This is a genomic window from Rahnella sp. 2050 (assembly GCF_040544515.1).
GTDB lineage: Bacteria > Pseudomonadota > Gammaproteobacteria > Enterobacterales > Enterobacteriaceae > Rahnella > Rahnella aceris.
The window spans coordinates 14,529-33,210 of record NZ_JBEPKE010000015.1 but is presented as its reverse complement, the minus strand read 5'-3'; the positions used below and the strand labels follow the sequence as shown (position 1 = coordinate 33,210).

The 18,682-nt window shown below is 49.1% G+C and carries 13 protein-coding genes and 4 tRNA genes; 15 read left to right on the top strand and 2 right to left on the bottom strand.

Translation table 11 applies throughout. The features are described 5' to 3' along the window. Window positions 1-215 precede the first annotated feature (215 nt). The gene (murB, locus tag ABIC79_RS25340; protein WP_037035801.1) at window positions 216-1,253 is read left to right on the top strand and encodes a UDP-N-acetylmuramate dehydrogenase; all 1,038 of its coding nucleotides are present in this window, start codon (window positions 216-218) and stop codon (window positions 1,251-1,253) included. Continuing rightward, window positions 1,250-2,209, top strand: a complete 960-nt coding sequence (birA, locus tag ABIC79_RS25335; RefSeq protein WP_013577418.1) for a bifunctional biotin--[acetyl-CoA-carboxylase] ligase/biotin operon repressor BirA — start codon at window positions 1,250-1,252, stop codon at window positions 2,207-2,209. Before murB ends, birA begins: the two co-directional genes overlap by 4 nt. Window positions 2,210-2,261: 52 nt before the next feature. Here the strand turns inward: birA and coaA are convergent, their stop codons facing one another. Both coaA and ABIC79_RS25325 read right to left on the bottom strand, forming a co-directional pair. After that, the gene (coaA, locus tag ABIC79_RS25330) at window positions 2,262-3,212 is read right to left on the bottom strand and encodes a type I pantothenate kinase (protein WP_013577417.1); all 951 of its coding nucleotides are present in this window, start codon (window positions 3,210-3,212) and stop codon (window positions 2,262-2,264) included. Between the two features lie 217 nt (window positions 3,213-3,429). Next, window positions 3,430-3,966: a GNAT family N-acetyltransferase gene (locus ABIC79_RS25325; protein WP_013577416.1), complete on the bottom strand. Its 537-nt coding sequence runs from the start codon at window positions 3,964-3,966 to the stop codon at window positions 3,430-3,432. A 386-nt stretch (window positions 3,967-4,352) separates the two neighbouring features. Here ABIC79_RS25325 and ABIC79_RS25320 point away from each other — a divergent pair. From ABIC79_RS25320 to rpoC, 13 genes are all read left to right on the top strand, one after another. Continuing rightward, a tRNA-Thr gene (locus ABIC79_RS25320) sits at window positions 4,353-4,428 on the top strand. 19 nt (window positions 4,429-4,447) lie between these two features. After that, window positions 4,448-4,532: transfer RNA gene (locus ABIC79_RS25315), tRNA-Tyr, on the top strand. A 130-nt stretch (window positions 4,533-4,662) separates the two neighbouring features. Continuing rightward, window positions 4,663-4,737, top strand: a tRNA-Gly gene (locus tag ABIC79_RS25310). 7 nt (window positions 4,738-4,744) lie between these two features. Continuing rightward, window positions 4,745-4,820, top strand: a tRNA-Thr gene (locus tag ABIC79_RS25305). 108 nt (window positions 4,821-4,928) lie between these two features. Next, window positions 4,929-6,113, top strand: coding sequence for an elongation factor Tu (gene tuf, locus ABIC79_RS25300; RefSeq protein ID WP_013573670.1), 1,185 nt, complete (start codon window positions 4,929-4,931; stop codon window positions 6,111-6,113). Window positions 6,114-6,366: 253 nt separating this feature from the next. Next, entirely contained in the window at window positions 6,367-6,750 is a 384-nt protein-coding gene (gene secE, locus ABIC79_RS25295; protein ID WP_013577415.1) for a preprotein translocase subunit SecE, read from the top strand. Further along, window positions 6,750-7,295 carry a transcription termination/antitermination protein NusG gene (gene nusG / locus ABIC79_RS25290; RefSeq protein ID WP_013577414.1) on the top strand — a complete coding sequence of 182 codons (546 nt, stop codon included), beginning with the start codon at window positions 6,750-6,752 and terminating at the stop codon, window positions 7,293-7,295. The genes secE and nusG overlap by 1 nt, the downstream gene beginning before the upstream one ends. 178 nt (window positions 7,296-7,473) lie before the next feature. Beyond that, a complete protein-coding gene (rplK, locus tag ABIC79_RS25285; RefSeq protein WP_013577413.1) occupies window positions 7,474-7,902 on the top strand; it encodes a 50S ribosomal protein L11 in 429 nt (142 codons plus the stop codon). A gap of 3 nt (window positions 7,903-7,905) precedes the next feature. Next, on the top strand, window positions 7,906-8,610 hold the full coding sequence (gene rplA, locus ABIC79_RS25280) for a 50S ribosomal protein L1 (RefSeq protein ID WP_013577412.1): 705 nt from the start codon (window positions 7,906-7,908) through the stop codon (window positions 8,608-8,610). Window positions 8,611-8,947: 337 nt separating this feature from the next. Then, entirely contained in the window at window positions 8,948-9,445 is a 498-nt protein-coding gene (gene rplJ / locus ABIC79_RS25275; RefSeq protein ID WP_013577411.1) for a 50S ribosomal protein L10, read from the top strand. Between the two features lie 66 nt (window positions 9,446-9,511). Continuing rightward, entirely contained in the window at window positions 9,512-9,877 is a 366-nt protein-coding gene (gene rplL, locus ABIC79_RS25270) for a 50S ribosomal protein L7/L12 (RefSeq protein WP_013577410.1), read from the top strand. Window positions 9,878-10,209: 332 nt separating this feature from the next. Further along, window positions 10,210-14,238, top strand: a complete 4,029-nt coding sequence (rpoB, locus tag ABIC79_RS25265) for a DNA-directed RNA polymerase subunit beta (protein ID WP_013577409.1) — start codon at window positions 10,210-10,212, stop codon at window positions 14,236-14,238. 91 nt (window positions 14,239-14,329) lie between these two features. Continuing rightward, window positions 14,330-18,550 carry a DNA-directed RNA polymerase subunit beta' gene (rpoC, locus tag ABIC79_RS25260; RefSeq protein ID WP_013577408.1) on the top strand — a complete coding sequence of 1,407 codons (4,221 nt, stop codon included), beginning with the start codon at window positions 14,330-14,332 and terminating at the stop codon, window positions 18,548-18,550. Window positions 18,551-18,682: the final 132 nt, after the last annotated feature.

Below are 18,682 nucleotides of genomic sequence, written 5' to 3'. Positions count from 1 at the left end.
GTGGGGTCTCCCCATGCGAGAGTAGGGAACTGCCAGGCATCAAATAAGTGGAAAGCCCCGTACGAAAGTACGGGGCTTTTTGCTATGGGAAATTTAGCTCTGCATGGACTTTGTTTATTGGTCTTGAGGCCCACCCCAACTTATAAAACTCTGCGTATCAGGATATCGGATCGGTTAAACTAAGCACAAATAAGTCACTCATGAGTAATATTGCTATGTCGATTGGCGACACTTCTCTTCAATCCCTGAATACTTTTTCTCTGGCGGCTTATGCTGCTGAAATCACGCATGTCCAGAACACTGAACAACTCATAGCAGCATGGAAATCAGCGAAGGAAAAGGAGCAGCCTTTTTTACTTTTAGGCGAAGGAAGTAATGTTCTTTTCCTGGAGAATTTTGCAGGGTCAGTAGTGCTGAACCGGATCAAAGGTATTGAGCTGGATGAAAATGCAGAGGAATGGTTGCTGCATGTGGGGGCTGGTGAGAATTGGCATCAATTGGTTTGTTATGCATTAGAGCATGATATTCCAGGTCTGGAGAATCTTGCTTTAATTCCCGGATGCGTAGGTTCTGCTCCTATTCAAAACATAGGTGCATATGGTGTCGAACTGCAGAGTATCTGTGGTTATGTGGATGTTTTGGATTTGCAGAGCGAAAAGGTCATCCGCGTGCAATCCGACGAATGCCAGTTTGGTTATCGCGAGAGTATATTTAAACATTCCTATAAAGAAGGGTATGCCATTATTGCCGTAGGCCTGAAGCTGAGAAAACAATGGCAGCCGAAATTGAGTTATGGGGAGCTGACTCGCTTAGATCCTGAGACTGTTAGCCCCCGTCAGATCTTTGATTTAGTTTGCGCGATGCGGCAGAGCAAATTACCTGACCCCGCCATTACCGGCAATGCGGGGAGTTTCTACAAGAACCCTGCTGTTGACGCTTCTGTGGCAGAGAAAATCAGCAACGAATATCCTTCTATGCCGTCTTATCCACAAGCTAATGGGCAAATTAAACTTGCTGCCGGATGGTTGATTGAACAGGCTGGTTTGAAAGGTTTTACCGTTGGCGGCGCAGCAGTTCACGATAAACAGGCGTTAGTACTGATTAATAAAGATCATGCGAGCAGCGCTGATGTACGTGCATTGGCTAAATATGTACGTGATGTTGTTGCAGAGAAATTTAGTATCTGGCTTGAACCAGAGGTTCGTTTTATCGCCGCGAAGGGTGAAGTGGACGCCGTGGATGCGCTGTCATGAAAGATATTACCGTTCCTCTGCAACTGATCTCCATTTTGGCTGATGGTGAATTTCATTCCGGTGAGCAGTTAGGTACAGTCATTGGCATGAGCCGTGCAGCAATTAATAAACACATCCAGACGGTACGTGACTGGGGCGTTGATATATTTACAGTGCCGGGTAAAGGTTATAGCCTGCCATATCCTATCCAACTGCTCGACGAGGAGAAAATCCTCAAGCTGCTTCCGGCGGGTCAGGTCAGAGTTCTGTCCGTTATTGATTCAACCAATCAGTATCTTTTAGACCGAATTGGTGAATTAAGCTCTGGCGACGCATGTGTTGCGGAATATCAGCAGGCCGGCCGGGGACGTCGCGGGCGAAAATGGTTCTCACCGTTTGGCAGTAATCTTTATCTTTCTATGTACTGGAAGCTGGAACAAGGGCCTGCCGCCGCAATGGGGCTAAGCCTGGTTATCGGGATTGTCATGGCTGAGGTGCTTCAGCGCCTTGGAGCTAAAGATGTACGGGTGAAATGGCCAAATGATCTTTATCTTAATGACCGTAAGCTGGCTGGGATACTGGTTGAACTGACAGGTAAAACCGGCGATGCGGCACAGTTGGTTATCGGCGCGGGCATTAACCTCAAAATGCGTGAACCGGCTTCTGACGCCATCACTCAGGGATGGATAAATTTGCAGGAGGCGGGTGTTAATATTGACCGCAATGAACTCACAGCAATGCTGCTGAAAGAGTTAAGGTCAGCATTATTACATTTCGAACAGGAAGGATTAGCACCTTTTATTCCCCGCTGGCGTGGTTTAGATAATTTCCTTGATCGTCAGGTTAAGTTACTCATCGGTGACCAGGAAATTCATGGTATCGAGCGCGGGATTGATCCGCAGGGTGCTTTGTTGCTTGAACAGGATGCGGTAGTTAAACCTTATATTGGCGGTGAGATTTCACTGCGCGGTATCTGACTAAAATAAAGGAGAGTATCAGGCTCTCCTTTATTCGTTAACGACAGTAAATTTATTTTCTCAGCCGAACACTTTCAACAGCGTGATTAGCACTTTTCGTCAAGATTAGGCTGGCTCTTTCACGGGTTGGGAGAATGTTCTCCTTTAAATTCAAACCATTAATCTCATTCCATAACTGTGTCGCAATATTCACAGCTTCTTCTTCTGGCAATTTTGCATAATGGTGGAAATAAGAATCTGGGTCTGAGAAAGCGCCTTGGCGGAATTTCAAGAAACGATTGATATACCAGCTCTGCAATAAATTTTCAGGTGCGTCAACGTATATAGAGAAATCGACAAAGTCGGAAACAAATACACGATGTGGATCATGAGGATAATCCATGCCACTTTGTAAGACATTAAGCCCTTCAAGGATCAAAATATCTGGCTGCTCAATAACTTTATTGCCATCAGGTATCACATCGTAGATCAGATGTGAATAGACTGGCGCGGTAACATGTCGTGCCCCTGACTTAACCTCTGAAACGAAATTCACCAGCTGGTGCATATCGTAAGATTGAGGGAATCCTTTTTTCTTCATGATCCCACGCTCCTGGAGCGTCTTATTGGGATAGAGGAAACCATCTGTGGTGATCAGCTCTACTGAGCGATGCTCTGGCCAACGGCTTAATAATGCCTGGAGGACGCGGGCTGTCGTACTTTTACCTACCGCTACACTCCCAGCAATTCCAATGATATAAGGAATTTTCTGTCCATCTGTACCGAGGAACTGCTCAAGCACGGCTTGTCGGCGCAGGTTGGAACTGATGTAAAAATTGAGAAGGCGTGAAAGTGGCAGATAGATCTGCGCGACTTCCTCGAGGGATAAATCCTCGTTTATGCCTTTCAGGTTCACCACTTCAGCCTCTTTGAGCGTGAGTGGTACTGAATCACGTAAGGCTGCCCACTGCGTACGATCAAACTGCAGATAAGGAGTTGCCAAAGATGGGTCTCTTTTTTTCATAAGTTAAAGTCTGCCTGTTAGCGCAGGTCAGGAAAGGCGATCACGCCAACTCCAGACAGTAAACCAGCAGCATATTATAGACACCTTAATTTTTGAGGGAGATCTTTTTCTTATAACTTATCGATTTCTTTGATTGAGTTTAAAAATTTTTGAGAAACTTATGCAAGTGAGGAAAGTCTGTGAAAGTGCGATGAAATACTCACCGCACTTTCACAGACTAAAAGAGGGGGTGAGAGGCGCAGGTGAAGGGCGGTAGTTGTTTGTAATAGACTACTTCATTTTTTCTGCTGTAACGGGCTGAGTCTTGCCTGAGTGTCGCACAGCGATAACCCTGAGCCCGATAGAAAGCTTCGGCGTCCGAACCTGACTGCATATCTGAAGACAGAACGGAGCAACGCAGGTTCTGTGCGGTATTTTCCAGTGCACGCATTAACAGACGACCGACGCCGCGTCGTCTCGCACGGGCACAGACCAGCAAAGTACTCACTTCGGCCTGATGAGGTAAATCCGGAGAATGGGCCAGATCGAGCTGAACGGTCCCAATGACACCTTGTTCATCTCTGGCGATCCAAAGCAGTCGCTCATTTTGAGTTAGTGCAGGGCGTAAATCATGAAAAGAGTCTTCCGCCTCTCTTTGTCCGGTGACGTGCGGGAACCCCACGCAAGCGCCTGTACTGTTGGCTTCGATGAGAAGTTGTGCCAGTTCATCTCTATAAACAGGCAATGTTGCGGCGTTGAGCATGACAATTTTCATAGCTGCACTCCTTAAAATAACAAAACAGTGCGTACGCAATGAAGAGTGCAAGAACTGCGCCAATATAAATGGCCTTGAAATCAGGTGTAACTGATAAAGAAATGCCTTTTGATGTTCATTTGTGAGGCAAAAGCACATTTTCAGTGCATAAATGAGACGGTTAAGCTCTGCGAAGGATTTATTTCATTAATGAAGTGTAGGAAAGTGGTTCATATCTTGCTCAGACAGGTATGAAGAAGTCGCACTTTTGGATATATTTTCACCCCTTAAACAGCGGAAAAAGGGAAAAAGCTTACTTTTTGAATAAAACATGAGCGATAGTGCAAAACATGCAATTTTTTTGTTGCATACCCCGTAAAGTCTCCATAGAATGCGCAGCACTTGATGCCGGCATAGCTCAGTTGGTAGAGCAACTGACTTGTAATCAGTAGGTCCCGAGTTCGACTCTTGGTGCCGGCACCATTCAAGTACTTAACAATTAGGTGGGGTTCCCGAGCGGCCAAAGGGAGCAGACTGTAAATCTGCCGTCATCGACTTCGAAGGTTCGAATCCTTCCCCCACCACCATATAAGCCTTAGTAATGAGGCAGCTTGAAGTGAAAGAGTCGCTTCAGGTGAAGGTGAGGAATTAAGTGTCTCACGTCCTTTTCCCCGTCTTCAAGTTCTTCAGAACAATCAGGTAGCCGAGTTCCAGGATGCGGGCATCGTATAATGGCTATTACCTCAGCCTTCCAAGCTGATGATGTGGGTTCGATTCCCACTGCCCGCTCCAAGTATGTGCTGATATAGCTCAGTTGGTAGAGCGCACCCTTGGTAAGGGTGAGGTCGGCAGTTCGAATCTGCCTATCAGCACCACTTCCAAATTCTCCCTCCTGATTTTCTTTCTGTAAACTAATTCGTCAAGCAAATGCTTGGTTGATGTGGTGATACCACCGATTTAACCGTGTCTTAGAGGGACAATCGATGTCTAAAGAAAAATTTGAACGTAACAAACCGCACGTTAACGTTGGTACTATCGGCCATGTTGACCACGGTAAAACTACCCTGACTGCAGCAATCACTACCGTTCTGGCTAAAACCTACGGCGGTTCTGCACGCGCATTCGACCAGATCGATAACGCACCAGAAGAAAAAGCTCGTGGTATCACCATCAACACTTCTCACGTTGAATATGACACCCCGACTCGTCACTACGCGCACGTTGACTGCCCAGGGCACGCCGACTACGTGAAAAACATGATCACCGGTGCTGCACAGATGGACGGCGCTATCCTGGTTGTTGCTGCAACTGACGGCCCTATGCCTCAGACTCGTGAGCACATCCTGCTGGGTCGCCAGGTTGGCGTTCCATACATGATCGTGTTCATGAACAAATGCGACATGGTAGATGACGAAGAGCTGCTGGAACTGGTAGAAATGGAAGTTCGTGAACTTCTGTCTGCTTACGAATTCCCAGGCGACGACATCCCGGTCATCAAAGGTTCAGCGCTGAAAGCACTGGAAGGCGATGCCACTTGGGAAGCGAAAATCATCGAACTGGCAGAAGCACTGGACAGCTACATTCCATTGCCAGAGCGTGCTATCGATAAGCCATTCCTGCTGCCAATCGAAGACGTATTCTCCATCTCCGGCCGTGGTACAGTTGTTACCGGTCGTGTAGAGCGCGGTATCGTTAAAGTGGGCGAAGAAGTTGAAATCGTCGGTATCAAGGACACTGTTAAGTCTACTTGTACGGGCGTTGAAATGTTCCGCAAACTGCTGGACGAAGGCCGTGCTGGTGAGAACGTTGGTGTTCTGCTGCGTGGTATCAAACGTGAAGATATCGAACGTGGTCAGGTTCTGGCTAAACCAGGTTCAATCAAACCACACACCAAGTTTGATTCCGAAGTGTACATCCTGAGCAAAGATGAAGGTGGTCGTCATACTCCATTCTTCAAAGGCTACCGTCCACAGTTCTACTTCCGTACAACTGACGTGACCGGTACTATCGAACTGCCAGAAGGCGTTGAGATGGTTATGCCTGGTGACAACGTGAACATGGTTGTTACCCTGATCCACCCAATCGCGATGGATGACGGTCTGCGTTTCGCAATCCGTGAAGGCGGCCGTACTGTAGGTGCTGGTGTTGTTGCTAAAGTTATCGCTTAATCGCTGATAGTTTTTTGTCACTATTCGTTGACGTAATACACACTAAAAGGGCATCATTCGATGCCCTTTTTTCTACGCTGTGGCGCTAGAACCTATCTCATCAGCGATTTATACGTCATAATCACTGGTGAGATAGGCTCTGAGATATAGCGTAAAACACCGAATTGCGCTCAAGTAGAGCATCGATCGGTTTGGTTTGCCTCGCAATGCGAGGCAAAGTTGTTTGTTCTGAATCATTGTGACGGGTTGGTTTATGAGTGCGAATACCGAGGCTCAAGGGAGCGGGCGCGGCCTGGAAGCGGTAAAGTGGCTGATTGTTGCCGTTTTGTTGGTTGTAGCTATTGTCGGTAACTATTATTACCGTGCATACAGCCTGCCGTTACGCGCGTTAGCCGTAGTTGTTATTATCGCAATTGCAGGCGCAGTGGCTTTACTGACCACTAAAGGCAAAGCGACGGTCGCGTTTGCTCGTGAAGCGCGTACTGAAGTACGTAAAGTCATTTGGCCAACGCGCCAGGAAACATTGCATACCACACTGATCGTTGCTGCGGTAACTGCCGTTATGTCACTGATTCTGTGGGGGCTGGATGGTATTTTAGTCCGCCTGGTATCTTTCATTACTGGCTTGAGGTTCTAATGTCTGAAGCACCTAAAAAACGTTGGTACGTCGTTCAGGCGTTTTCTGGCTTTGAAGGCCGCGTAGCACAATCGCTGCGTGAGCACATCAAATTACATGACATGGAAGAACTGTTTGGTGAAGTCATGGTTCCAACCGAAGAAGTGGTTGAGATTCGTGGTGGCCTGCGCCGTAAAAGCGAACGTAAATTCTTCCCAGGTTATGTGCTGGTACAGATGGTGATGAATGACGCCAGCTGGCACTTAGTTCGCAGCGTTCCTCGTGTTATGGGCTTCATTGGCGGAACGTCAGATCGTCCTGCACCAATCAGCGATAAAGAAGTTGATGCGATCATGAATCGCCTGCAACAAGTGGGTGATAAACCACGTCCTAAAACGTTGTTCGAACCAGGTGAACTGGTACGTGTTAATGACGGTCCGTTTGCGGACTTCAATGGTGTGGTCGAAGAAGTTGATTACGAGAAAAGCCGCCTGAAAGTGTCTGTTTCCATTTTTGGCCGTGCAACACCGGTTGAACTGGACTTCGGTCAGGTTGAAAAAGGCTAACAACAACGTTCTAAACATTCACTAGAACAGATGTTGTACAAGGCGCGAAATTGAACTATAATTTCGCGCCTTTTGTTTTTATGTGCAGTCTCAGCACATAAATTTTAAAGAACAAAGTACTGTAAATAACGGGGAGCCTCTTCAAACAGGCGATATCACCCAAACGAGGATATTTACCATGGCCAAGAAAGTACAAGCCTACGTTAAGCTGCAAGTTGCAGCTGGTATGGCAAACCCAAGTCCGCCAGTCGGTCCAGCTCTGGGTCAACAAGGCGTGAACATCATGGAATTCTGTAAGGCGTTCAATGCTAAGACTGATAGCATGGAAAAAGGCCTGCCAATTCCTGTTGTTATTACTGTTTATTCTGACCGTTCTTTCACCTTTGTTACCAAAACCCCTCCTGCAGCAGTACTGCTGAAGAAAGCGGCTGGTATCAAGTCTGGTTCCGGCAAGCCGAACAAAGACAAAGTGGGTAAAGTAACGAGTGCTCAGGTTCGTGAAATCGCAGAAACCAAAGCTGCGGACATGACTGGTTCTGACGTTGAAGCGATGACTCGCTCCATCGAAGGTACTGCTCGTTCCATGGGCCTGGTAGTGGAGGATTAATAAATGGCTAAGCTGACCAAGCGCATGCGCGTGATCCGTGACAAAGTTGATGCTACTAAACAGTATGACATCACCGAAGCCGTTGCTCTGCTCAAAGAGCTGGCCACTGCTAAATTCGTAGAAAGCGTTGACGTTGCTGTTAACCTCGGCATCGACGCTCGTAAATCAGATCAAAACGTTCGCGGCGCAACCGTACTGCCACACGGCACCGGTCGTTCTGTTCGCGTTGCCGTCTTCACCCAAGGTGCAAACGCTGAAGCTGCTAAAGCTGCAGGCGCTGAACTGGTAGGTATGGAAGATCTGGCTGACCTGATCAAAAAAGGCGAAATGAACTTCGACGTTGTTATCGCATCTCCAGATGCAATGCGCGTTGTTGGCCAATTAGGTCAGGTTCTGGGCCCACGCGGTCTGATGCCTAACCCGAAAGTTGGTACTGTAACACCTAACGTTGCTGAAGCGGTTAAGAACGCTAAAGCAGGCCAGGTTCGTTACCGTAACGACAAAAACGGCATCATCCATACCACTATCGGTAAGGTTGATTTCGAATCCGACAAGCTGAAAGAAAACCTGGAAGCTCTGTTGGTCGCTCTGAAAAAAGCGAAGCCTTCCCAGGCTAAAGGCGTTTTCATCAAGAAAGTAAGCCTGTCCACTACCATGGGTGCGGGTCTTTCTGTTGATCAAAGCGGCCTGAGCGCAACAGTTAGCTAATTAACTGCTGACGTTTATCGCTTTACGCGGGCGATAGATTTGTCTAGAATCTATGGCCCGTTGTTTCGTTAATGCGAAACCAAGATTTTTCGGTTGGAGTCTGGCCTATCCAGACCTCCGTCCAAGACCGCAGGTGCCCTGAAAGGGGCTTAATCCTTCCTGCGTAGACGGTGACAGAGCCTGAAGAAAATATTTCTTTGTCTTTTTTATAAAGAATTAAGATTTGTCTTTGCTGGATTCTCTGCTCACCGTGTTTGAACGCTTATTATCGATTCTCGATGACAAGTGATGTGAGTTCCGGGGGGGTTCCCCGGCTAAATCCAGGAGCAAAAAGCTAATGGCATTAAATCTTCAAGACAAACAAGCGATTGTTGCTGAAGTCATCGAAGTAGCCAAAGGCGCGCTGTCTGCGGTTGTTGCGGATTCTCGTGGCGTAACTGTAGATAAAATGACTGAACTGCGTAAAGCAGGTCGTGAAGCTGGCGTTTACATGCGTGTTGTTCGCAACACCTTGATGCGTCGCGTCGTGGAAGGTACTCAGTTTGAGTGCCTGAAAGACACGTTTGTCGGTCCAACCTTGATTGCATTCTCTACTGAACACCCAGGCGCTGCTGCCCGTTTGTTCAAAGATTTCGCTAAAGCGAATGCAAAATTTGAGGTTAAAGCTGCGGCCTTTGAAGGTGAGTTTATCTCTGCGGCTCAAATTGACCGCTTGGCAACTCTGCCTACTTACGAAGAAGCAATCGCACGCCTGATGGCAACCATGAAAGAAGCCTCTGCAGGCAAATTGGTTCGCACTCTGGCTGCTGTACGCGATCAGAAAGAAGCTGCTTAATCAGCCTTTTTTATCTCGTTCATTTGCTTACGTATAAACTATTTCTGAATTCTAGGAACACTTGAAATGTCAATCACTAAAGAACAAATCATTGAAGGCGTTGCAGCTCTGTCTGTAATGGAAATCGTTGAACTGATCTCCGCTATGGAAGAAAAATTCGGCGTTTCTGCTGCTGCTGCTGTTGCAGGTCCTGCTGCTGCTGCTGAAGCTGTTGAAGAAAAAACTGAGTTCGACGTTGTTCTGGCCGCTGTTGGCGCGAACAAAGTTGCAGTTATCAAAGCTGTTCGCACCGCGACTGGCCTGGGTCTGAAAGAAGCGAAAGACCTGGTTGAGTCTGCTCCAGCAGCTCTGAAAGAAGGCATCAGCAAAGACGACGCTGAAGCTCTGAAAAAATCTCTGGAAGAAGCTGGTGCTTCTGTTGAAGTTAAGTAAGTTTAACTTCCCGGAGTGCAGCCTGTCCTAACAGGCTGATGGCTGGTGACTTTTTAGTCACCAGCCTTTTTGCGCTATAGAGTGTCAGTGGTGTTTCACACTGTTTGAGCACTGAACTACTCTAATATCTCTTTCTATAGACGCCTTAATATATTGTTGCCTCTTGCTGTAGCTCATCTACAGATAACGCACAACGAAATGATTTAAGAGTGGTAGAAAACAGATATTGCGGGAAGCGTTTCTGCTTTCCGGTCGACATAAACGGTGTTGCATGAACTGTCCTTCTCAGGGCAGACAAGATTGGGTCACTGATCAGCGAGCTGAGGAACCCTATGGTTTACTCCTATACCGAGAAAAAACGCATTCGTAAGGATTTTGGTAAACGTCCACAAGTTTTGGACATTCCATATCTCCTTTCTATCCAGCTTGACTCGTTCCAGAAGTTTATCGAGCAAGATCCGGAAGGCCAGTACGGTCTGGAAGCTGCATTCCGTTCTGTATTCCCTATCAAGAGCTACAGCGGTAACTCTGAGCTGCAATACGTTAGCTACCGTCTTGGTGAGCCTGTATTCGACGTTAAAGAATGCCAGATCCGTGGTGTGACGTTCTCCGCGCCACTGCGCGTAAAACTGCGCCTGGTAATCTACGAACGTGAAGCACCAGAAGGTACGGTCAAAGACATCAAGGAACAAGAAGTCTATATGGGCGAAATTCCGCTCATGACCGAAAATGGTACCTTTGTGATTAACGGTACTGAGAGGGTTATCGTATCTCAGCTGCACCGTAGTCCGGGCGTATTCTTCGACAGCGATAAGGGTAAAACCCACTCTTCGGGTAAAGTGCTTTATAACGCGCGTATCATCCCTTACCGCGGTTCATGGTTAGATTTCGAGTTTGATCCGAAAGACAACCTGTTTGTACGTATTGACCGTCGCCGTAAATTGCCTGCGACCATCATTCTGCGTGCATTAAATTACACGACTGAACAGATCCTTGACCTGTTCTTTGACAAGGTGACTTACCAGATCCGCGACAACAAGTTGCAGATGGAACTGGTACCTGAGCGCCTGCGTGGTGAAACAGCTTCCTTTGATATCGAAGCTGACGGCAAAGTCTATGTAGAAAAAGGCCGCCGCATCACTGCCCGTCATATTCGTCAGCTTGAAAAAGACGAAATTCAGCGCATCGAAGTTCCTGTTGAATACATCGCAGGGAAAGTGGTCTCTAAAGACTACATCGACACCAATACCGGTGAGCTGATCGTCCCGGCTAACATGGAATTGTCTCTGGACCTGCTTGCTAAACTGAGCCAGTCCGGTCACAAAACCATTGAAACGCTGTTCACCAATGACCTCGATCATGGCGCGTACATGTCCGAGACCATTCGCGTCGACCCAACCAGCGATCGCCTGAGCGCACTGGTTGAAATCTACCGAATGATGCGTCCTGGTGAGCCACCAACGCGTGAAGCGGCGGAAAGCCTGTTTGAGAACCTGTTCTTCTCTGAAGATCGTTACGACCTGTCTGCTGTAGGTCGTATGAAGTTCAACCGTTCTCTGTTGCGTGATGAAATCGAAGGTTCAGGTATCCTGAGCAAAGACGACATCATTCAGGTAATGAAAAAGCTGATCGGCATTCGTAACGGCCAGGGCGAAGTGGATGATATCGACCACTTGGGCAACCGTCGTATTCGTTCCGTCGGCGAAATGGCTGAAAACCAATTCCGTGTTGGTCTGGTTCGTGTTGAGCGTGCTGTTAAAGAGCGTCTGTCTCTGGGCGATCTCGACACACTGATGCCTCAGGATATGATCAACGCTAAGCCGATTTCGGCTGCGGTGAAAGAATTCTTCGGCTCAAGCCAGTTGTCACAATTTATGGACCAGAACAACCCGTTGTCTGAGATCACGCACAAGCGTCGTATCTCTGCATTGGGCCCGGGCGGTTTGACCCGTGAACGTGCTGGCTTTGAAGTTCGAGACGTACACCCGACTCACTACGGCCGCGTATGTCCAATCGAAACGCCAGAAGGTCCAAACATCGGTCTGATCAACTCCTTGTCTGTCTATGCACAGACCAATGAGTACGGTTTCCTGGAAACCCCTTACCGTCGCGTGCGTGATGGTCTGGTGACTGATGAAATCAACTATCTGTCTGCCATTGAAGAAGGCAACTTCGTAATCGCTCAGGCGAACTCCAACCTGGACGAAGAAGGGCGCTTCATTGAAGACCTGGTCACTTGTCGTAGCAAAGGCGAATCAAGCCTCTTCAGCCGCGATCAGGTTGACTACATGGACGTTTCCACCCAACAGGTTGTATCCGTTGGTGCTTCATTGATTCCATTCCTGGAACACGATGACGCCAACCGTGCATTGATGGGTGCGAACATGCAACGTCAGGCAGTTCCGACTCTGCGCGCTGATAAGCCGCTGGTAGGTACTGGTATGGAACGTGCTGTAGCGGTTGACTCCGGTGTGACTGCCGTAGCCAAACGTGGCGGTATTGTTCAGTACGTGGATGCATCCCGTATCGTTATTCGTGTTAACGAAGAAGAGATGTACCCGGGCGAAGCAGGTATCGACATTTATAACCTGACCAAATACACCCGTTCTAACCAGAACACCTGCATCAACCAGATGCCGTGTGTGAATCTGGGCGAGCCAATCGAGCGCGGCGACGTGCTGGCAGATGGTCCGTCTACAGATCTTGGCGAACTGGCTCTGGGTCAGAACATGCGTGTCGCGTTCATGCCTTGGAACGGTTACAACTTCGAAGACTCCATCTTGGTCTCCGAACGTGTTGTGCAGGAAGACCGCTTCACGACCATCCATATCCAGGAACTGGCATGTGTGTCCCGTGACACCAAGTTAGGGCCTGAAGAGATCACCGCTGACATCCCTAACGTGGGTGAAGCTGCGCTCTCCAAACTGGATGAATCCGGTATCGTTTATATCGGTGCTGAAGTGACCGGTGGTGACATTCTGGTGGGTAAGGTAACGCCTAAAGGCGAAACCCAGCTGACGCCGGAAGAGAAACTGCTGCGTGCGATCTTCGGTGAGAAAGCGTCTGACGTTAAAGACTCTTCTCTGCGTGTACCAAACGGCGTGTCCGGTACGGTTATCGACGTGCAAGTCTTCACCCGCGATGGCGTGGAAAAAGACAAGCGTGCGTTGGAAATCGAAGAGATGCAGCTGAAGCAGGCGAAGAAAGACCTGACTGAAGAACTGCAGATCCTGGAAGCCGGTCTGTTTGCACGTATCCAGTCTGCGCTGGTTGCTGGCGGTGTTGAAGCTGACAAGCTGGGCAAATTGCCTCGCGATCGTTGGTTAGAACTGTCACTGACTGACGAAGACAAACAGAATCAGTTGGAACAGCTTGCTGAACAGTATGACGAACTGAAATCCGAGTTTGAGAAAAAACTCGAAGCTAAGCGTCGTAAAATCACTCAGGGCGATGATCTGGCACCAGGTGTGCTGAAAATCGTTAAAGTGTATTTGGCCGTTAAACGTCAAATCCAGCCTGGTGACAAAATGGCAGGCCGCCACGGTAACAAAGGTGTTATCTCCAAGATCAACCCGATCGAAGATATGCCTTACGATGAAAACGGGACTCCTGTTGATATCGTACTGAACCCGCTGGGCGTTCCATCACGTATGAACATTGGTCAGATTTTGGAAACCCACCTGGGTATGGCCGCGAAAGGTATTGGTGAAAAAATCAATGCCATGCTGAAGAAACAGGAAGAAGTTTCTAAGCTGCGCGAGTTCATCCAGCGTGCCTATGATCTGGGCGACGACGTACGTCAGAAAGTGGATCTGACCACCTTTACCGATGACGAAGTATTGCGTCTGGCTGAGAACCTGAAAAAAGGTATGCCAATCGCGACACCAGTCTTCGACGGTGCGAAAGAGACAGAGATCAAGCAACTGCTTGAAATGGGCGGAATCCCAACCTCTGGTCAGATCACACTGTTTGACGGCCGTACCGGCGAGCAATTCGAGCGTCAGGTTACCGTCGGCTACATGTACATGCTGAAACTGAACCACCTTGTTGACGATAAGATGCACGCGCGTTCTACCGGTTCTTACAGCCTTGTTACTCAGCAGCCGCTGGGTGGTAAAGCTCAGTTCGGTGGTCAGCGCTTCGGTGAGATGGAAGTGTGGGCACTGGAAGCATATGGTGCCGCATATACCCTGCAGGAAATGCTGACTGTTAAGTCCGATGACGTGAATGGCCGTACTAAGATGTATAAAAACATCGTAGATGGCGATCATCGTATGGAACCAGGCATGCCGGAATCCTTCAACGTACTGTTGAAAGAAATCCGTTCTCTGGGTATCAACATCGAGCTGGAAGACGAGTAAGTACTCGAATTCGCACTGATCACAGGGGCACCTGCCTGTTAATCAATACAGACCAGGTGCCTAACAGGTCTAACCCGACGGGAGCCAATCCGTGAAAGACTTACTAAAGTTTCTGAAAGCGCAAACTAAGACCGAAGAGTTTGATGCGATCAAAATTGCTCTGGCATCGCCAGACATGATCCGTTCTTGGTCTTTTGGTGAAGTTAAGAAGCCAGAAACCATTAACTACCGTACGTTCAAACCAGAACGTGACGGCCTTTTCTGTGCCCGTATTTTCGGACCAGTAAAAGACTACGAATGCCTGTGCGGTAAGTACAAGCGTTTAAAACATCGCGGCGTGATCTGCGAGAAGTGCGGCGTTGAAGTGACCCAGACTAAAGTACGCCGTGAGCGTATGGGCCACATCGAACTGGCTTCCCCGACTGCACACATCTGGTTCCTGAAATCGCTGCCATCGCGCATCGGTTTGCTGCTGGATATGCCACTGCGTGACATCGAACGTGTTCTGTACTTCGAATCCTATGTGGTTATCGAAGGCGGCATGACTAACCTCGAAAAACGCCAGATCCTGACTGAAGAGCAGTATCTGGATGCGTTGGAAGAGTTTGGTGATGAGTTCGACGCGAAGATGGGTGCGGAAGCAATTCAGGCTCTGTTGAAAAACATGGACCTGGAAGCAGAGTGCGAGCAACTGCGTGAAGAGTTGAACGAAACCAACTCCGAAACCAAACGTAAGAAGCTGACCAAGCGTATCAAGCTGCTGGAAGCGTTCGTTCAGTCTGGTAACAAACCAGAGTGGATGATCCTGACTGTGTTGCCGGTACTGCCGCCAGACTTGCGTCCATTGGTTCCGTTGGACGGCGGCCGTTTCGCAACGTCAGATCTGAACGATCTGTATCGTCGCGTTATCAACCGTAACAACCGTCTGAAACGCCTGCTGGATCTGGCTGCGCCAGACATCATCGTACGTAACGAAAAACGTATGCTGCAAGAAGCGGTAGATGCTTTGCTGGATAACGGCCGTCGCGGTCGTGCAATCACCGGCTCTAACAAGCGTCCGCTGAAATCTCTGGCAGACATGATTAAAGGTAAACAGGGTCGTTTCCGTCAGAACCTGCTGGGTAAACGTGTCGACTACTCGGGTCGTTCCGTTATCACCGTAGGTCCATACCTGCGTCTGCACCAGTGTGGTCTGCCGAAGAAAATGGCACTGGAACTGTTCAAACCGTTCATTTACGGCAAGCTGGAACTGCGTGGCCTGGCCACCACCATCAAAGCCGCTAAGAAAATGGTTGAGCGCGAAGAAGCTGTCGTTTGGGATATCCTGGACGAAGTTATCCGCGAACACCCGGTACTGCTGAACCGTGCACCAACCCTGCACCGTTTGGGCATCCAGGCGTTTGAACCGGTTCTGATCGAAGGTAAAGCAATCCAGCTGCACCCGCTGGTTTGTGCGGCATATAACGCCGACTTCGATGGTGACCAGATGGCTGTTCACGTACCGTTGACGCTGGAAGCCCAGCTGGAAGCGCGTGCGTTGATGATGTCTACCAACAACATCCTGTCACCTGCGAACGGCGAGCCAATCATCGTTCCTTCTCAGGACGTTGTATTGGGTCTGTACTATATGACCCGTGACTGTGTTAACGCCAAAGGCGAAGGCATGGTTCTGACTGGTCCTAAAGAAGCTGAGCGTATTTATCGCGGCGGTCTGGCCTCTCTGCATGCGCGTGTCAAAGTGCGTATCACCGAAGAGATCAAAAATACCGAAGGCGAAGTTACGCACAAGACGTCGATTATCGACACGACTGTCGGTCGCGCCATCCTGTGGATGATCGTGCCAAAAGGTCTGCCGTTCTCGATCGTCAACCAGCCTCTGGGCAAAAAAGCTATCTCCAAAATGCTGAACACCTGTTACCGCATTTTGGGCCTGAAGCCGACCGTTATTTTTGCTGACCAGATCATGTACACCGGTTTTGCTTACGCTGCCCGTTCAGGCGCGTCAGTAGGTATCGATGACATGGTAATCCCTGCGAAGAAAGCAGAGATCATCGAAGAAGCAGAAACCGAAGTTGCTGAAATCCAGGAACAGTTCCAGTCTGGTCTGGTCACTGCTGGCGAACGCTATAACAAAGTGATCGACATCTGGGCTGCGGCCAACGAACGTGTTGCTAAGGCAATGATGGAAAACTTGTCTGTTGAAGACGTCGTCAACCGTGACGGTGTTGTTGAACAGCAGGTTTCCTTCAACAGTATCTTTATGATGGCCGACTCCGGTGCGCGTGGTTCTGCTGCACAGATTCGTCAGCTGGCTGGTATGCGTGGCCTGATGGCGAAACCAGATGGTTCCATCATTGAAACGCCAATCACCGCGAACTTCCGTGAAGGTCTGAACGTACTCCAGTACTTCATCTCTACTCACGGTGCTCGTAAAGGTTTGGCGGATACCGCACTGAAAACGGCTAACTCCGGTTATCTGACCCGTCGTCTGGTTGACGTGGCACAGGATCTGGTCGTGACCGAAGACGACTGTGGTACTCACGAAGGCATCATGATGACTCCTGTCATCGAAGGTGGCGACGTTAAAGAACCACTGCGCGAACGTGTGCTGGGTCGTGTGACTGCAGAAGATATCCTCAAGCCGGGTACGGCGGATATCCTGGTTCCACGTAACACCCTGCTTCACGAGAAGACGTGTGATCTGTTAGAAGAGAACTCTGTCGACAGTGTGAAAGTACGTTCAGTCGTAAGTTGCGAAACCGACTTTGGTGTGTGTGCAAACTGCTACGGTCGCGACCTGGCACGTGGTCACATCATCAACAAAGGTGAAGCGATCGGTGTTATTGCAGCACAGTCCATCGGTGAGCCGGGTACCCAGCTGACGATGCGTACGTTCCACATCGGTGGTGCGGCATCTCGTGCGGCAGCAGAATCCAGCATTCAGGTTAAGAACACCGGTACCATTAAGTTGAGCAACCACAAGCATGTTAGCAACTCTAACGGCAAACTGGTTATCACTTCCCGTAACACTGAGCTGAAATTGATCGACGAATTCGGTCGTACCAAAGAAAGCTATAAAGTGCCTTACGGTTCCGTGATGGGCAAAGGTGATGGCGCATCTGTTAACGGCGGCGAAACCGTGGCTAACTGGGATCCGCATACCATGCCAGTTATCAGTGAAGTGAGTGGTTTCATTCGCTTTGCCGACATGGTGGATACTCAGACCATTACCCGCCAGACCGACGACCTGACCGGTTTGTCTTCTCTGGTGGTTCTGGATTCTGCAGAGCGTACCGGTAGCGGTAAAGACCTGCGTCCAGCACTGAAAATCGTTGATGCTAAAGGCGACGACGTATTGATCCCAGGTACTGATATGCCTGCTCAATACTTCCTGCCAGGTAAAGCGATTGTTCAGCTGGAAGATGGTACTCAGATCCACTCTGGTGACACCCTGGCGCGTATTCCTCAGGAATCCGGCGGTACCAAGGACATCACCGGTGGTCTGCCACGCGTTGCTGATCTGTTCGAAGCACGTCGTCCGAAAGAGCCTGCAATCCTTGCTGAAATCAGCGGGATCATCTCCTTCGGTAAAGAAACCAAAGGCAAACGTCGTCTGGTAATTTCTCCGTTGGATGGCAGCGATGCTTACGAAGAAATGATTCCTAAATGGCGTCAGCTGAACGTGTTCGAAGGCGAAGTTGTGGAACGTGGTGACGTCGTATCTGACGGCCCTGAGTCTCCGCACGACATTCTGCGTTTACGTGGTGTTCACGCGGTTACCCGCTACATCACCAACGAAGTGCAGGAAGTTTACCGTCTGCAAGGCGTTAAGATTAACGATAAACACATCGAAGTTATCGTTCGTCAGATGTTGCGTAAAGGCACCATCGTTAGCGCTGGTGGCACTGACTTCCTGGAAGGCGAGCAGGCAGAAATGTCCCGCGTTAAAATCGCTAACCGCCAGCTGGAAGCTGAAGGCAAAATCACGGCGACCTTTACCCGTGATCTGCTCGGTATCACCAAAGCCTCTTTGGCGACCGAATCCTTCATCTCTGCAGCGTCGTTCCAGGAAACCACGCGCGTTCTTACCGAAGCCGCTGTTGCGGGTAAACGTGATGAACTGCGTGGCCTGAAAGAGAACGTTATCGTTGGCCGTCTGATCCCAGCCGGTACCGGTTACGCTTATCACCAGGATCGTGCACGCCGTAAAGCACAAGGCGAAGTGCCAGTTGTACCGCAAGTCAGCGCGGATGAAGCAACGGCTAACCTGGCTGAACTGCTGAACGCAGGTTTCGGTAACAGCGACGATTAATCGTCTTCTGTCGAAACGCATAGAACCGCTCCTTCGGGAGCGGTTTTTTTTTGCCTGAAGTGTGCGAGTTGAAACGATCTGAAAAGAGGAGCCGGAACAGGGAACTGGACGATAACCTGTTCCGGCTATTTG

Excerpts from the sequence above, each read along its gene's own strand:
- murB (WP_037035801.1), top strand. The coding sequence starts at position 216 with ATGTCGATTGGCGACACTTCTCTTCAATCCCTGAATACTTTTTCTCTG.
- birA (WP_013577418.1), top strand. The coding sequence starts at position 1,250 with ATGAAAGATATTACCGTTCCTCTGCAACTGATCTCCATTTTGGCTGAT.
- coaA (WP_013577417.1), bottom strand. The coding sequence starts at position 3,212 with ATGAAAAAAAGAGACCCATCTTTGGCAACTCCTTATCTGCAGTTTGAT.
- ABIC79_RS25325 (WP_013577416.1), bottom strand. The coding sequence starts at position 3,966 with ATGAAAATTGTCATGCTCAACGCCGCAACATTGCCTGTTTATAGAGAT.
- tuf (WP_013573670.1), top strand. The coding sequence starts at position 4,929 with ATGTCTAAAGAAAAATTTGAACGTAACAAACCGCACGTTAACGTTGGT.
- secE (WP_013577415.1), top strand. The coding sequence starts at position 6,367 with ATGAGTGCGAATACCGAGGCTCAAGGGAGCGGGCGCGGCCTGGAAGCG.
- nusG (WP_013577414.1), top strand. The coding sequence starts at position 6,750 with ATGTCTGAAGCACCTAAAAAACGTTGGTACGTCGTTCAGGCGTTTTCT.
- rplK (WP_013577413.1), top strand. The coding sequence starts at position 7,474 with ATGGCCAAGAAAGTACAAGCCTACGTTAAGCTGCAAGTTGCAGCTGGT.
- rplA (WP_013577412.1), top strand. The coding sequence starts at position 7,906 with ATGGCTAAGCTGACCAAGCGCATGCGCGTGATCCGTGACAAAGTTGAT.
- rplJ (WP_013577411.1), top strand. The coding sequence starts at position 8,948 with ATGGCATTAAATCTTCAAGACAAACAAGCGATTGTTGCTGAAGTCATC.
- rplL (WP_013577410.1), top strand. The coding sequence starts at position 9,512 with ATGTCAATCACTAAAGAACAAATCATTGAAGGCGTTGCAGCTCTGTCT.
- rpoB (WP_013577409.1), top strand. The coding sequence starts at position 10,210 with ATGGTTTACTCCTATACCGAGAAAAAACGCATTCGTAAGGATTTTGGT.